The sequence below is a fragment of the Vibrio sp. D173a genome, assembly GCF_030248475.1.
On sequence record NZ_JAHGAH010000209.1, the window covers coordinates 1 to 16121 of the forward strand.

Consider the following 16121-nt stretch of genomic DNA (forward strand, 5'->3'; position numbering starts at 1 on the left):
ATGCGCTCCTACCTTGGAACTTCAAACATTAACAACACCGCCCCGTGGGTTCATGGGGCGCATACGTTCCAACCAATCTTTTTCACTCCCGAAGAGACCTGCCGCGAAGTACAGGTATTGAGCTGCTTCCTCGACTGTTTCTGGTTCTCGCATCGCGGGATTCTTACGATATTCGTCAGCTCCAACTTCATTGGCTTTTTCAAGCCTCTCCTTAAACGCTTTTTTTTTGGATGCTGTTAAAGCTGTTATCTTGCTTATCAATGGCCTGCATTGTCCAACTTTTGACGTCTTTTACCATACTTTGTAGGCAGAAGGTTTCACTATCAGCAGAGTCTCTTGATGTGTGTGCCTTCAGAAACTGATAAAGGTTTTTGTTATCTATGTCAGTTCCAGTAATTCCTCCAGAGGGTTTACGTGAAAAGCCTTTAGAATTCGCTAAGATGTCTTTCAGGTTCTCGTCCGCCTCTACTTTAATCATAAGCACACCAAGCTTCTCAAATGTATTCTCAAATGCTGAGTTCATGAGAGCTCTTTCTCCTCCTCGGCCTGCTTCAACCAAACTCACTAAATCGCTGACTAAATCGTGTTTTGCGTTCGTCGGAGCTCTTTCTGCGACATTATAGGTAAATCCTGAGATCTAGCTAGGAGAGTCGCGTTTGATGAAGTTTCCGAGGCTTTTACTGACTTATCACCGATTTTTGCTTCTGTTTGCGTGGTTGTTTCGTGCTGAATGTTACTTTTACTTACTACATTAGAATTGATATTTAACGGCATTGTTGACCACCTTTACTCTAAGCTTTGATCGCTGTTGAAAACAAGTTATCCATTTGTGGCTCAGGCACTGGTTCTCGTGTTGCCTTTATTGAAGCCTGGGCGTAGCCCTCACTGAGGCTGAATGCCTGTTGATAGATTGTATTTATATCCAAATGTTCGAAGGGTTGTCGATTCCACATCACCCATGCATAAGTGTCTTGTGACCAACCAATTGATGGTTTGTATAAGTTGTCACTGTATATCTCTATTTGATGGTAGTTCTCAATATAGTGCTCAGGCAGAGTGCTAAACATCAATAAATGACCAGCTGGGAGTTGAGTAATGTTGATTTCTTGCTCTTCAATAGTGAATGTAAAAACATCTTTTTCCTCTGTCGGGTGGGGTAGACCGACTTTTTCACAAAATAATGCTACAGCATTCAAAAGTGAATCCATAACTTAGCTCCCTTTTCCTTTAAAATAATTTAATCGTATATAGAAAAAGAAGAAATAAATGTCACTTACGGACTTGTTTTTTATGTTTTTGTCTGATTTTTTGGTATATTTAATTGTCAATAATATCAATTGGTTTGTTTTTAATTTGAAAGCAAAAATTATTAATTTTAACTTTGCATCATTAGATAAAATTTTTAGAAAAATCATAGAGAACGTTAGTTTCGGATGTAAAGGCTTATTTATAAAGTAATAATAAATTATTGAGTGTCAGGGGCGTGAGTGACTCTTCCTCCGCCCTTTACATCCAAATCCGAGTGATATGAATAATTTTTTGGTCAAGAAATTTAGGTGAGAAGATGAGTTCCTTAAAGCTTTGTCCTGTGAAGTGGCTTTTTTGATATAGGATGTCTGAGTACTTTGACTAGTCATGGCCTTTGCGCGTTAATCGATTAAAAAGTATTTTAAATAGCCACTGATTCAGAAGTGCGAAGTCTCTTTGTAGGAATGGCTTTGCTAGCAGTTCAGTATAAGCAATTACCACTCTCAATATGGTTAGACTACTTCATGAGCTGAACTCCGAGTAAGTTTATGCTCGTAAAAGCGATCTTCGTCATAGCCCTGTAACGCCTTTAAAAACAAGGCTTACGGCGACAACAAAAGTTAATCATAACGACAAAAAACCTGATTAGGTTAAGGGTGCGATTTCAGATTAAATACCGCCAACGACTTAAGGTCATAATCTACATAAACAAGGTATTAAATATGTTTTCAATCGGTGACGTAGTAGTAGCTACTAAAGGTATCGATCTAGGTGAAATGGTTGTTACAGGTCTGAGCAGCGGCGGTTTCTACGTACGCGTTCAAGCTGGTGAAGCAACTCTGACTTACCCAGCTAAAGATGTTAAGAAAGCATAATTTAATTTGCTGACTTACAAAAAAGGTAGCTCACGAGCTGCCTTTTTTTATGCCTATAATTCCTTCCTAAATTCCTACTTTATTTCGTTCTAAATTATTTTTAATCGAATTTAATATGTTTGGTTAATATATTGGTGCTCTCGTCATTTTTGACTCATATCAATAAAAGTTACGCTTTTAAGTTTTTGTTTTTATGTTGTATTTTTAACTTGCTCCCCCAAGTGTCTGTTTTTACAAGCTTTAGATGTTAAATTCGTTGCTCATCTAAATATTCGATTAATATCAATTCCTTTTTCCCATTTTTAAAAATATCGCCATTTCAATAACTTTCGCCCCAACTGATTTAGGGGAACAGTGATGAATAAAAAGAAAATAACGCTAGGGATTGTAGGGATTGTAGGGATTGTAGGGGTTGTAGGGGTTGGCTTGGTGGCGTACTTCGGTACTGTCTATATGGTGAACCAAGACGATAAAAAAGTGGCTCAACAAAATCTGACGCAATTTAGTTCGTTAGATCAATCGACATTGGATTATCAAGCGATGAAGGTATTGGCGGATAAAGGTTGTGGCTACTGCCATACACCGAGCAGTGAAATGCCTTTCTATTCTGAAATGCCAGTGGCAAAACAAATTATGGAAGCGGATGTGAAAGTGGCCATGCGTCACTTTGACATGACAAACTTGCTGGATGACGTGAAGCAGAACGACCCAGTTTCTGAAGTGGCTTTGGCTCGTCTTGAGAAGGTGCTCTACGACGATTCTATGCCGCCAGCGATTTACCTGACCATGCACTGGTCTGCAAGTATGTCGAAAGATGAAAAACACACGCTATTGAAATGGATTCGTGAAAAGCGTGCTGAGCGCCACGCACAATCACCGGTATCTGAAGAACGTAAAACCAAAGTTCTACAACCAATTTACACTACGTTTGAAACCGACGCAGACAAGGCTGAACTGGGTAAGGTGCTTTACCACGACACACGACTTTCAGGCGACAATACTGTCTCATGTGCATCATGCCACAGCCTTGATACAGGCGGCGTGGACCGACTCGTAACGTCTGTTGGCATTCATGACCAAGTGGGTGGCATCAACGCGCCAACCGTTTTTAATGCTGTGTACAACAAGCTGCAATTCTGGGATGGTCGTGCTGCGGATCTGCAAGATCAAGCGGGTGGTCCTCCGTTTAACCCGATTGAAATGGGCTCTATGGATTGGGATGAAATCGTCGATAAGTTAAGCCAAGACCCAGACATGGTGGCGATGTTCCAAAAGGTTTACTCAGGTGAGATTAATGGCAACAACATTACGGATGCGATTGCCGAATTTGAGAAAACCCTAACTACACCAAACAGCCGCTTCGACCAATACATGATGGGTGATACAAAGGCGCTGGACTCGCACGAGAAATACGGTTTGATGCTGTTCAAGAAGTACGATTGTCAAACCTGTCACGCGGGTGAAGCGATGGGTGGTGAAACGTTTGAAACCATGGGCATGAAAGCGGATTACTTTGCGGACCGTGGTACCGACATGACGGATGCAGACCTTGGTCGTTACAACTTCACTGGTAACACAGAAGACAAACATAAGTTCAAAGTGCCAACCTTGCGCAACATTGAACTGACACCGCCATACTTCCATGATGGCCATGCTGATAGGCTAGAAAAAGCCATCTACGACATGGGTAAATACCAAGTCGGAGTGGAAATGTCGGATGAAGAAGTGGATGCCATCAAAGCGTTCTTGAAAACACTGACGGGTGATTATGAAGGCCGTCCTTTAAGTTAAGCTGAGGCGTCACCGACAAGTTTGTTATCGCTAAAACGATAGACGTCGCAATCGAGACCACCTTTGACTAAGGTGGTCTTTTTTATGGAAGAAATTCAATCAAATAGGGATAGTTATGATTGATCATTTTGAAATTAAGGTTGTGGATGTTAACGCCGGTGTCGGTTTTTACTCCAAGGTGCTTACCCCTTTGGGCATAGAGTTAAAATGGTCGGACGAAGCAGCGGCAGGCTTTGGATTAGTTGGTGAACCCAATACGCGCTTCCTGATAGAAAAGGGGGCTCAAAGTGCCCCTTGCCACATTGCGTTTAAAGCGAATGATAAAGCGTCCGTCGAGGCCTTTCATAAAGCAGGTATTGAGGCTGGTTTTACTTGTCATGGTGAGCCTGGCTTGCGTGAACACTATGCGCCAAATTACTACGCAGCTTTTCTTCATGATCCTGATGGCAACAACATCGAAGCGGTGGTTTATTTATAGGGCGTTAATTATAGGATTATCCAGTGGGTATTTACTGATCGAACGATCGTTAGGTCATTGGTTTTACGATCAAGATAGAAGATAATCGAGCTCCTATTTCATCCCTATAAAAAGAACGAAAAACACTATGAAAGTTGTCGTCATAAAGGCACAAAAACAGCACGATCAAGGCATTACCGAAGTTCTCAATCCCATCATAGAAGAGGGCTTATACACGATTCTTGATACGACCTTTACCCCAGAAGAGGAAGAAGGCTTCATTGAAAGTTTTCCTGAAACGGGCGTGTTCAATGTGGCATTGAATGTAAAAGAAGGGAACGAGGAAGACAGTGCCGTGCTCGGTTTCCAAAACGTAGAGCCTTTCGCCAGTTATACCAAGGCATTCGCACATGTGGGTATTATCGGTACGTTCGTCGATGCCAAGTGCCGTCGACAAGGTGTCGCGTCAGCGTTGTTCACCGCCACCTTTGCTGATGCGAAGTCCAAAGGCTATGAAAAGTTGTTTGCTTATGTCCGAGAGGACAACCCTAACGCGCTCGCAACGTATCTAAAACATGGCTTTGAAGTGGTTGGTACCGCTAAGAAGCACGCAAAGGTTAACGGCCACTACATCAATGAAGTCATGATCGAGAAATTTCTCTAACGCTTAGAAGGAAAGCAAAATGCATAAGTCAGCAGGTATCATCATTAAAGACGGCGCGTTGTTAGTGCTGCGATCAAAAGGCAAAGACACCTTCTATGCGCCGGGCGGAAAACTGGATAGTGGTGAAACACCAGAGCAAGCGTTATGTCGCGAACTGCAAGAAGAAGTAAGCATTGTCGTGGCGGAAGATGCCTTAACGTTGTTTGGTCGCTTTGAGGCGCCTGCACACGATAAAGACGGCATTACTTTGGTTATGGATGTGTTCTTCGTAAATGATTATTCGGGCGAGGTGGTTGCCAGCAACGAAATTGAAGAATGCCAATGGGTAGATTCTTCAAACGTGGATGACATCGCGATAAGCACAATTTTCCGCAATGAGGTCTTCCCACGCTTGGTTGAGCAAGGATTAGTAAAATAACGCTAAATCTCGGCCAGAATAAAAACGCCCACAATGCCGATCATACTTTAAGCTTTCCACATGGTTGGTTAGCACAATCACTTGTTGGTGAGCTGACGCCAATCCAAGGGACATCCTCTTGCGTGAAAGGTTTGGATAGTCCTGCTTATTGGTAAGGTTACCTGCAATAAAAAACGGAGCTCGAAAGCTCCGTTTTTTAGTATTTAGCGAGTGCTAAATAGTATTGTACTCGTCCAGTATTAACTGGCTCACTTGAGCGATAACCTGATCGCGCGCCTGCAAGGATAAATCGGTTTCAGTAATGTAAATGCTGATGTAGACCGGTTTATGATTCTCTTTCCAGATCATTGCTGTGATGCCGCGTGACCCAAAGCCCCCTGCGCCAGAACGAACGGCAATCGACCAACCCTTTGGTAACACAGAGCGCATCAAAGAATCAGAGACTTTGTTATCCTGCATCCAGATTTTTAATTGAATGCGTGATTCGTAGGATAGCGCATCACCTTCTAACAACGTATGCAGTGTATTTACCATGGCATTAGGTGTTGTGGTGTCTCGCTTGTCGCCCGGGTTCGCCTCGTTCAGTCTTGGTTCAAAACGGTCAAGGCGCGTTGCTTTATCACCGATAGAACGCAAGAACGTAGTGACACCGCGTGGACCCCCAATGCTACGCAAAACAATGTTGGCTGCGGTATTGTCGCTCATCAGCATTGCGGCTTCACAAGCATGTTCAATACGCGTTGTTTGACCTGCCATACGATCCATTACTGGTGACCAAACCACCATATTGCGCTCTTCTACTTTGGCAGTGGCGTTTTTATCGAGCTTTTCATCATCCATGTCACTAAGCATCGTTGCACATGCAAGCGTTTTGAATGTGCTCATCATCGGGAAGCGCTCGTCGCCTCTATAGTCCCAATGTTCATCGGTTTGAGTATCCCAGACAGACACACCGATTCGACCCGAAATATGCTCTTCAATCGCGGAGATGTCTTCATTAAGTTTGGCGGCGTACGTTGCATTTGAACAGGCTAACAGTCCAAGTAGCAGAAATAGCTTTTTCATTATTGATTTTCTTAGTGTTATTTATTTCGGTTCACACTCAGGCGAATGTAGTCGAACTATAGCGAGTTAATACTCTAATGACTGTTAGATTATTGTCTTTTTTCTGTAGGAATCTTTTCATACACCAAGCTTTCCCCGTTTTTACGCTGATTGACGTTGCTTTGTGGGCACGTAATGGCTTTGGTATCAAAAATCGAGATGGTCAGTGAGGTTGAGCGTTTTGGCAAAAACGAGTTGTTTATCCATTTGGTAGTATATCGCTTCATCAATAGCTGCCATTGAAACGCGTATCAGCTTTTCATTTGGTAAAGCCTCAATGTCTACTTGGTCTTATTGTGATAAAGGGTTCCTTTATGAGGTGTAGAGGTACAGCTCAGTTCGCCAATTTTTGTTCTTCAACATCCTCGCGATTTCATTGATATCCTATTCTTACCTATTACTTCCGAATCTTAAGCCGCGTTGACAGACTCTAGCTTAAGTAGGTGTTCATAGAAGAGCCCTAGCAACTTGGGTTGTCGTGGATGAAAGGCACTGACAAGAACGATTTCGGTATTGTGTTGGTCGTTATCAACCTGTGTGATACTGATCTTATTAGAGAAATGTTCCAGACCAGCCCACATAGGAACGAATGATACACCCACATCCTCACTAACCAATTGTGCGATCGCTTCGAGAGAGTCTAAATCGAAAATAGGCGCCTTTTTAATGCGGTTGTGGATCATGTACTTTTCGGCGATTTGCCCTCCCCAGCACGTAGGATCATAACGAATGTAAGAAGATGCTTGTAAGATCGACATAGGAGAGCCTTTGTATTTTGGGTGATGTATTAGAACTAATGGTTCTGTTCTCAAAGGCAAAGAACGTAATGATTTGGGTAAGCTGGTCGGTGGTTCTACCATGATCGCTGCATCAAGTAATCCCTCTTGTAAATCACGGTATAAATCAATCGAATTTCCAGGAATCACTTGGAATGTTGCGTTCGGAGCAGCTAGACGAATGGACTTTAGTGCTCCAGGGATAAAAGCAGTTAAGGACGTAGAGTTTGCACCCACACGCAACGTGCCACTCAGACCTGAATCTTGTACAGAATCAACCAGTATTCGAACATCCTGTAATAGACGTTTAACTTTCGGTAACAGTGCTAAACAAGCGTCAGTTGGTTGGACTGTACTACCAGCTCGGCTGAACAATTTGCATTTAAACTCTGCTTCAAGTGCTTGGATTCTTTGGCTTACTGCGGCTGGTGTGATCATTTGAGATCGTGCAGCACTTGCTATAGAACCTTCTTCCACCACTGAAATTAAGCTTTCCAAGAACCGAGTATCCATAGTTTTCCTTACGAATGAACATGCTAAAACATAGTTTTTCTTTTCTATGTGTGATTTTAACATACTGACAGCTCGCATTGTTCGTTTTACAGATTATGGAGTTTTACTATGGATTATAACCTTTGGATTGCTTTTTTTATCGCTTGTCTGATGCTTGCTATTTCCCCCGGAGCGGGTGCCATAAATAGTATGTCTATTGCGATGAAATATGGCCTAAAAACGAGTTTGATAGCGAATTTAGGCCTGCAGTGTGGGAACGTATTTAATATCACAGTTGTTGGTATGGGGCTTGGGGCGTTATTAGTCAAATCAGAAGTGTTATTTTCGTTGATAAAGTGGGTTGGGGTAGGTTATCTGATTTATTTAGGTATCAAAAAGTTTAAAGAGCTGCCAGAGCTTGCTGATAAAGCAGAATCGATAAATACACAAAGCTCTTCTAAATTGTTTTTTCAATCGATATTGGTCAACATTACTAACCCAAAAAGTATCGTTTTTTTGATTGCACTGTTACCGCAGTTTATTGTTCCTACATACTCTTATCACGAGCAATTACTGATATTAGGTACGACCTTGATTCTCATTGATGGAACTGTGATGTTTGGCTATTCATTGGTTGCTAGTCGTATTGCCAAGTCAGTTCAAGAGCCGAAAAATGCCGTCATATTGAATCGAATTTTTGGCAGTATGTTTGTTGGGGCAGGTACTCTACTGGCCTTTGGCAGCAGAAGCTAGTATCAGGTGCGGGATTTATACTGTTTAAAAAAGGAGCTGAACTGTCAGCTCCTTCGTTTTTATAGGCTCTTATTTACAGTTCAATCTTTTTAACCATTCCCGCTTCTGCGTGACCTGGAATGTTACAAGCGAACTCGACCTTGTTGTCTCCGTGGAAGTGCCACAGTAATTGCTTGGCTTTACCCGGCTCAACCGTGACTGCGTTGCCTGAATCGTGCATGTGGTCGCCGCTCATGTTCTTCATCATTTCACGATGTTCTAGCTGTTCTTTTGTCGATCCGATGGTGAATTCGTGATTGATTTTACCTGTGTTCATCACAACAAACTGCACCACATCGTTTGGCTCAATCTTAACGTCTTTCTTGAACTTGATGGTCATGTCATCACCCAAGATAACGTGTACCACTTTGTCTGGCTTTGCCCCTTTTGCTGGCATACCAACTGCTGACATACCCGGCATATCCATCATGTTGGAGTGGTCCATTTTGCTGTGAGCCATCTTCATGCTGCCGTGGTCCATGTTTTCATGCTTCATATTGCTATGATCCATATCGCCATGATCCATGTTTGAATGATCCATTTGTGCAAAAACAGTCGTTGTTGTTAAGGCTAGAGCAAGAGTGATTAGTGTCTTTTTCATCTTTTATATCCTTGTTTTAATTCATTAGTAACGTGGTTGTTTCCCCTCAAGACTGAACGTTTGAGGGGAAAGTTGGGATTAAGCGTTGTTGTTTACATCACTAGCTTGTGTGCTAGCTTGATGATTAGTCGCATTGCTTTGGCACAACTCACGTTGTTTCCACAGCTTGAAGATGGCTGGCAGTACTAATAGCGTCAGTAGTAGTGCTGATGCCATACCACCAATCATTGGTGCAGCGATACGTTGCATTACTTCTGACCCTGTACCTTCGCCGTACATGATTGGAATAAGGCCAATAATGACCGTTAGTACCGTCATCATTACTGGGCGAACACGTAAGCCTGCACCTTCACGAATGGCATCGGTTAGGTCTTTCGCCTCAAGCTTTTGCTTGCTCTCTTCTGCATCCAGCTTTTTGTAGTGCCACGCTTGGTTAAGGTAGACGAGCATGATGACTCCAATTTCAACCGCGACACCTGCTAGGGCAATAAAGCCGACCCCAACGGCAATCGAGAAGTTGTAGTTGAGGATATGCATGAGCCACAAACCACCGACCATAGCGAGCGGCAGGGTAAGCATGATGATCATCACTTCGCCGACACGACGGAAGCTGAAGTAAAGCAGCAGCATAATGATGGCGATTGTGATTGGTACCACGACACTCAAGCGGTCTTTCGCACGTTCCATGTATTCGTATTGACCAGACCAAGCCAGCGAGTAACCCGCAGGAAGCTCCAATTGATCAGCAACAACCTGTTGCGCTTCTACGACGTAAGATCCAAGGTCACGACCATCGATGTCGACAAATACCCAGCCGTTCGGGCGTGCGTTTTCTGTCTTGATCATCGGAGGGCCGTCTTCATAGCGAATGTCCGCTACATCAGCCAGCGCAATACGAGCGCCATTTGGAGTGACTAACGGCAGGTTTTGCAGTTTTACCACCGAGTCACGGTAGTCTTGTGGGTAACGAACATTGATTGGGTAACGCTCTAAGCCTTCGATGGTTTCACCCACATTCATGCCGCCCACCGCAGTGGAGATCACTTGCTGAACGTCTTTGATGCTCAAGCCGTAACGTGCTGCGGCACGACGTTTAATGTCGATCGTGACATAGCGACCTCCTGCTACACGTTCTGCATAAACCGATGCTGTGCCTTGTACGCCGTTAAGAATTGGCTCCAACTGAGAACCGATCTTCTCAATCACTTTCAGATCGGGACCGGCGATCTTAATGCCGATAGGGGTTTTGATGCCCGTTGCCAGCATGTCGATACGCGTTTTGATTGGCATTACCCAAGCGTTGGTTAATCCTGGGAATTGCACTAGATCATCGAACTCTTTACGCAGTGATTCTGTCGTCACCCCTTCACGCCATTGATCACGTGGCTTCAACTGAATCACGGTTTCAATCATGGTGAGTGGCGCTGGATCGGTTGCGGTCTCAGCTCGACCAATCTTGCCCCATACCGTCTGTACTTCTGGGACGGTTTTGATCAGCTTATTGGTTTGCTGTAGCAGCTCACGAGCCTTACCAATCGAGATACCCGGATAGGTTGTTGGCATGTACATCAAGTCGCCTTCATCCAGCGGTGGGATGAACTCGCTACCCAGCTTACTGGTTGGGTAATAAGCTGACGCCATTAGACCTAATGCAATAACAATCATGGTCTTAGGGTATTTTAAGCTGGTGTTCAACAGCGGACGGTACAACGCGACCAAGCCGCGGTTAACCGGGTTTTTGTGCTCCGGCAATACCTTACCGCGAATGAAGTAGCCCATAAGTACAGGGACGAGTGTGATTGCCAAACCTGCTGCCGCTGCCATGGCGTACGTCTTAGTGAAGGCAAGTGGCGAGAACATCTTGCCTTCCTGACCTTCTAAGGCGAACACAGGCACGAAGCTTAGAGTAATGATCAGCAATGAGAAGAACAGCGGAGCGCCGACTTCTTCGGCCGCCTTACTGATAACTTGCCATCGGTTTTTATCGGTCAGTGGCGTTCGTTCAATGTGCTTGTGAACGTTTTCGATCATAACGATTGCACCATCCACCATGGCGCCGATGGCTATCGCAATACCACCAAGGGACATGATGTTGGCATTAATGCCTTGCCAATGCATCACGATAAATGCAGTGAGAATGCCAACCGGTAGGCTCAGAGCGATAACCAACGAAGAACGAATGTGGAATAGGAACAACGCACACACAATCGCAACCACAATGAACTCTTCTGCGAGTTTCTGCCATAGGTTTTCTACTGCTGCATCAATCAGAGTCGAACGGTCGTAAGTCGCAACAATTTCAACATCTTCTGGTAGGCCGCGCTGTAGGTCTGCAAGCTTGTCTTTGACTTTCGCAATGACTTCACTGGCGTTCTCGCCAAAGCGCATTACGATAACGCCACCAACGGCTTCCCCTTCGCCATTCAGCTCTGAGATACCACGGCGCATTTGTGGACCAAGGTTAATGTCAGCGATGTCGCCTAGTAGCAACGGCGTGCCTTTCTCCGTGACTTTTAGAGGCAGTGATTTGATGTCTTCAATGCTGGTTAGGTAACCCGTGGTACGAACCATGTGTTCAGCTTCTGCGACTTCAATAACGGACGCGCCGGTTTCTTGGTTACCATTTTGGATTGCCATGTTCACTTGCTGCAAAGTGAGGTTGTACGCACGGAGCTTGGCAGGATCAATTTGTACTTGGTACTGCTTAACCATACCGCCAACGGTCGCGACTTCTGAGACGCCATCAACCGTCTGCATTTCGTACTTCAAGAACCAGTCTTGCAGGCTGCGAAGTTCGGCCAAATCGTGCTTACCGGTTTTGTCTTGTAATACGTAGCTGTAAACCCAGCCTACGCCAGTCGCATCAGGACCTAACGTCGGTTTTGCGTTTGGTGGTAGCTTTGGTGCTACTTGGCTTAAGTACTCCAACACGCGTGAACGTGCCCAGTACATGTCGGTATCATCGTTGAAAATGATATAAACGTAAGAGTCACCAAAGAAAGAGTAGCCACGAACTGTCTCAGCACCCGGCACGGCAAGCATGGCGGTGGTGAGCGGGTAAGTGACTTGATCCTCGACAACTTGAGGAGCTTGGCCCGGATAGCTTGTCTTGATGATCACTTGCACATCAGAAAGATCCGGAATGGCGTCAACAGGCGTATTCTTTACACTGTAAAGTCCACCCAGCACGAGCGCTAGAGTGGCGATCAACACTAAGAAGCGGTTGTTGAGCGACCAACGAATAATTGCACTGATCATAATTACCCCTCAACCGCCTCTAGCTGTTTAAGAACATAGTCAGCCCCTTGTTTTTCAACTAGAAATCGAACCTTTTGTCCTTCTTCAAAACCGGATAAATCCACCTCTTCACCGACAGAGAAGTTCATCTCGCCTGCATCCCAGTTCCATTCAGCTACTGGCAGGTGATTTAAAGTGATCATGCCAAAATCAGCCATCAGCATCGTGATGTCACCAGTTAGCCAAACTTCTGCTGCAATGACGCTTTCATCTGCCTTGTAGTCGATGATTTGGTACTGGCCAGATTCTGTCTTTTGCATTTCAAATTCAATGGCTTGGCCTTTTTTCAAGTCACCCATATCAACGCTATCAGCGAAGGTGAAGTTCATCACCATGCCAGGCCAATCCCACTCTGGTACCGGCTGGTGGTTGATGGTGAGCATACGGTGATCTTCCATTACATCGGTGATTTCACCTTTTGCCCATGTCGTTTCTGCTTCTGGTTCGACACCGTTAATACGAGATAGATCTGCAGATTGGCTAGATTCAGAATCGAGCATGAAGTGTGCAGAGGTGACTATCTTGTCATCTTGCTTCAGACCTTGTAATACCTCGATTTGCTCTCCGGCTTCACGACCGACTTCAATTCGAGCTGAGCGGTATTTTCCGTCACCTTCTGCCAGAACTACACGAGTCATACCACCGGAACGAATGACGGAGGACTTAGGAATGGTTAATACGGCATCGTCGGTCACTGGTTGCAGCGCGATGTTGGCAAACATGTTTGGTTTTAATTCGCCATTTGGGTTAGGGAACTTAAGACGCACACGTAACGTACGTGTTTTCGGATCGAGGATTGGGTACACGTAATCCACGACACCTTGCCATTCATTGCCCGGAATCGCGTCAAGGGTCATCGTGGCTTGAGAACCCGCTTTCATCCAGTGCGCTTGACGCTCAAAGACTTCCGCATCAACCCAAACATTGTCCAACGGACCTGCACTGATCACCGCTTGAGCAGGGGACAAATAGCCACCTTCACGCACGTTTAGGCTTGCAATGACACCGTCAGCCGGTGCTTTAATTTCAATGGTTTGAGAGGCTTTTCCGCTACGTGTGATGGATTTGATTTGACCACGGTCTACACCAAGCGTCACTAAACGCTCTGTTGCACCTTTCACTAAACCGTTGCGACCAGTGCGGTACGCATTCAGCAATTCTTCTTGTGCCTTAACCAACTCTGGTGAATACAGGGTGAAAAGCACATCGCCTTTCTTCACCTTCTCACCCACAGCATTGATGTAAAGTTTCTCTACCCAACCCGCAACACGAACGTTTGTTTGCCATAGATGGCTTTCATCAAAGGTAATATAACCAACGGTCTCGATACGTGGGGACAGTTTTTCCAAGGTGACTTTTGCTGTCTTTACACCCAAGTTGTTTTCAACGGAAGGGTCGATAGCGATAGTACCCGGTGCACTTTTCTCACCAGATAGATCTTCCGCGTAAACCGGAATTAAATCCATGCCCATTGGGGATTTGCCCGGCTTGTCGCGTTTGTAGTTCGGATCCATTGGGGCAACCCAGTAAAGCGGATCATTAGAGCTTGCAGCAGATTCGCCACCCATCGCACTCATGTTGTGAGCCGAGCCCGTAATAAAATGATTAGCACCAAACCCTAAAGCACCACCAACAATCAGCGCGATGGTTGCAATCTTAAATGTTTTCATTGTTTTACCCTATTATTTTTTAAATTCAGACAGTTCTGGCTGCTCGACTTGATAGTCGAAACCACCGAGTAGGGTGGCTAAATTGCTGTTTGCGATGTTGAGATCGGTCAGCAGACGTTGTTGCTCTAATTGCAGTGCTAACTCGTCAGTCGTGGCAGAAATCACATCGTTAAACTGCGCTGTGTTGTTTTGATAACCCCGCTCAACGGCTTGAATGCGCGCTTTCGCTTGAGGCAATAAGGTGGATTGATAACGTTCTAAACGCTGGGTTAAGTTGCCTCGATCAACCAGCAAAGTGTTCACTTTGGCATTCATCTGCGTTAGTAAGGTGTCTTTTTGTGATTGCGCAGCACCAACTTGGTACTGGGCCGCAGCAAGGTTGCGGTCTTGGCGGTCCCCTGTGAACAACGGAATGTCCATTGTGAGGTAAGCACTGACCAAATCAGAGGCAGGCTCACCCATCATGTTGTCAGCTTGACGGTAGGCATACATTACCTCCACACCAAACTGCGGGTTGTAGGCTTGCTCAGCAATTTCTACCTGAGTTTTATTGGCAGAAATGCTGATGTCGGCCATCTTAACCATCGGGTGTTGGCTGAGTTGCTGGTAGTGCTTGGTGGAGTCGATGCTGGAAGCAAGTTTGTTGTTCAGCGTGTCCCAGTTCAATTGATTGCTCGCGTGCAGAGCCTGTTCGTTTGCCAACCAATCTGACCCCAACCATTCGGAGAGTTGAGAGATAAGACGACGTTGCATTTGTGCGTTGGCTTGCAGTTTCTCATCTAACTTGCTGACTTGAAGTTGGGCGTTGAGCAGGTCTTGCGCTTCACTCTTACCAATCGAATAGTTGGTTTGAATAAAGTTTTCCATCTCCTTCATCAACTTGCGGTTCTCAAGCATGATTTGCTCCGCACGTTGCTGATAACCGAGCTCTAACCACAGTTGAGTCATGCTGTTAGCCACCTCAAGTTCACGAGCGTGAACTTGAAGTCCAAGGCCGTCGGCTTGTTGATTGGCTTTCTTCTGCTGTAAATCAAGCGTAGAGCCACGCTCAAACTGTTGCATTAAACCAACGGAGATGTTGGTCATTGGGTCTTCATCGAACTTGAAGCTGTCGACAGGCAAGCCACCAAAACCCACTTTCAGTTTTGGGTCCATCAAGGTAGAGCTTGCAACGCCCGTTTCACGCATGGCAGCAGATTGCGCTGAGTATTGCTTACGATTGCCATCATTACTCAAAGCGACGTTGATCAGTTGGGCAAGCTTGGTCGTTGAAGCTCGCTCACTTGATGCGGAATTTTGCGCTGCGTGCGTCTCTTTACCTGCGGCGTTAACAAAGGTTGGCGCAGCGACCAGAGCCACCATAAAAATAGGTGCAGCTAAGCGGTATGGTTTGATATCCATAATCTAAATCCAGTGTTCGCCGGATCGATGGAGGTGCGGATTTTATTGCGGGAACAGTAAAGCCTTGTTACCTCATCGTTCAGGCGCATTAAAACAACCTGCGGTACACACGCAGGGTCGAATGCTTGACTGACTTAAACTATAGGAGGTCGGTAAAGGTCGCGGCTGACGTGTACGACTGGGGAAGCAACTTCAGGAGTAATAGTTGCGCGATAGACGACTGGCATTGGGCTATTGATAGGGTTCGCTAGGGGGACGAAAACTATCGTACATGCGGCAGTACAGCAGGTATGAACCATGCCGGAGCCTCCACCACAGTTCATGCTGGTTTCTCTTACACCACCATTTTCTGCTACGGACGCTTCGGACATAGAAACGTCTGTCATGGAGACGTCCATCATGCCAGGCATGCCACAGTGTTCGTTATCACTCATCATAGCAGGATGGTGAGCCATGCCAGTAGACATCATTTGAATATTCATCAACGGCTCACTATTCGCCACACTCGATACCAAAAGTACCAGTGTTGTGAAGA

15 protein-coding genes are annotated in these 16121 nt (G+C 45.3%); 6 read left to right on the top strand and 9 right to left on the bottom strand.

Features of this window, described 5'->3' with window-relative positions:
- Nucleotides 1–211: 211 nt before the first annotated feature.
- A complete protein-coding gene (locus tag KIV40_RS19795) occupies nucleotides 212–523 on the bottom strand; it encodes a hypothetical protein (RefSeq protein WP_285350888.1) in 312 nt (103 codons plus the stop codon).
- A 268-nt stretch (nucleotides 524–791) separates the two neighbouring features.
- Nucleotides 792–1208, bottom strand: a complete 417-nt coding sequence (locus tag KIV40_RS19800; protein WP_285350890.1) for a CesT family type III secretion system chaperone — start codon at nucleotides 1206–1208, stop codon at nucleotides 792–794.
- A gap of 762 nt (nucleotides 1209–1970) precedes the next feature.
- On the opposite strand from KIV40_RS19800, the gene KIV40_RS19805 reads away from it, so the two are divergent.
- From KIV40_RS19805 to KIV40_RS19825, 5 genes are all read left to right on the top strand, one after another.
- The gene (locus KIV40_RS19805) at nucleotides 1971–2123 is read left to right on the top strand and encodes a hypothetical protein (protein ID WP_005426336.1); all 153 of its coding nucleotides are present in this window, start codon (nucleotides 1971–1973) and stop codon (nucleotides 2121–2123) included.
- Between the two features lie 357 nt (nucleotides 2124–2480).
- A complete protein-coding gene (locus KIV40_RS19810; RefSeq protein WP_285350891.1) occupies nucleotides 2481–3914 on the top strand; it encodes a cytochrome c peroxidase in 1434 nt (477 codons plus the stop codon).
- A 115-nt stretch (nucleotides 3915–4029) separates the two neighbouring features.
- Complete coding sequence (locus KIV40_RS19815; protein WP_285350894.1) at nucleotides 4030–4392, top strand: VOC family protein; 363 nt, start codon at nucleotides 4030–4032, stop codon at nucleotides 4390–4392.
- Between the two features lie 127 nt (nucleotides 4393–4519).
- Nucleotides 4520–5035 carry a GNAT family N-acetyltransferase gene (locus KIV40_RS19820; RefSeq protein ID WP_285350896.1) on the top strand — a complete coding sequence of 172 codons (516 nt, stop codon included), beginning with the start codon at nucleotides 4520–4522 and terminating at the stop codon, nucleotides 5033–5035.
- 19 nt (nucleotides 5036–5054) lie between these two features.
- Complete coding sequence (locus KIV40_RS19825; RefSeq protein WP_038889712.1) at nucleotides 5055–5453, top strand: NUDIX domain-containing protein; 399 nt, start codon at nucleotides 5055–5057, stop codon at nucleotides 5451–5453.
- Nucleotides 5454–5666: 213 nt separating this feature from the next.
- On the opposite strand, the gene blaCARB is transcribed toward KIV40_RS19825, so the two are convergent.
- Nucleotides 5667–6518: a CARB/PSE/RTG family carbenicillin-hydrolyzing class A beta-lactamase gene (blaCARB, locus tag KIV40_RS19830; RefSeq protein WP_285350898.1), complete on the bottom strand. Its 852-nt coding sequence runs from the start codon at nucleotides 6516–6518 to the stop codon at nucleotides 5667–5669.
- A gap of 449 nt (nucleotides 6519–6967) precedes the next feature.
- A complete protein-coding gene (locus KIV40_RS19835; protein WP_021018142.1) occupies nucleotides 6968–7846 on the bottom strand; it encodes a LysR family transcriptional regulator in 879 nt (292 codons plus the stop codon).
- Nucleotides 7847–7954: 108 nt separating this feature from the next.
- Here KIV40_RS19835 and rhtB point away from each other — a divergent pair, with 108 nt between their 5' ends.
- The gene (rhtB, locus tag KIV40_RS19840; protein ID WP_103414436.1) at nucleotides 7955–8578 is read left to right on the top strand and encodes a homoserine/homoserine lactone efflux protein; all 624 of its coding nucleotides are present in this window, start codon (nucleotides 7955–7957) and stop codon (nucleotides 8576–8578) included.
- 73 nt (nucleotides 8579–8651) lie between these two features.
- On the opposite strand, the gene KIV40_RS19845 is transcribed toward rhtB, so the two are convergent.
- The 5 genes from KIV40_RS19845 to KIV40_RS19865 form a co-directional block, all read right to left on the bottom strand.
- Nucleotides 8652–9218 carry a copper-binding protein gene (locus tag KIV40_RS19845; RefSeq protein WP_285350902.1) on the bottom strand — a complete coding sequence of 189 codons (567 nt, stop codon included), beginning with the start codon at nucleotides 9216–9218 and terminating at the stop codon, nucleotides 8652–8654.
- A gap of 78 nt (nucleotides 9219–9296) precedes the next feature.
- The gene (locus KIV40_RS19850; RefSeq protein WP_285350903.1) at nucleotides 9297–12476 is read right to left on the bottom strand and encodes an efflux RND transporter permease subunit; all 3180 of its coding nucleotides are present in this window, start codon (nucleotides 12474–12476) and stop codon (nucleotides 9297–9299) included.
- 2 nt (nucleotides 12477–12478) lie between these two features.
- Nucleotides 12479–14185 carry an efflux RND transporter periplasmic adaptor subunit gene (locus tag KIV40_RS19855; RefSeq protein WP_285350905.1) on the bottom strand — a complete coding sequence of 569 codons (1707 nt, stop codon included), beginning with the start codon at nucleotides 14183–14185 and terminating at the stop codon, nucleotides 12479–12481.
- Nucleotides 14186–14197: 12 nt separating this feature from the next.
- Nucleotides 14198–15586 (bottom strand): TolC family protein, encoded by a 1389-nt coding sequence (locus tag KIV40_RS19860; RefSeq protein ID WP_285350907.1) that lies wholly within the window; start codon nucleotides 15584–15586, stop codon nucleotides 14198–14200.
- A 134-nt stretch (nucleotides 15587–15720) separates the two neighbouring features.
- Nucleotides 15721–16121: hypothetical protein (locus tag KIV40_RS19865; RefSeq protein WP_285350909.1), on the bottom strand; the 401-nt coding region annotated here is incomplete at its 5' end.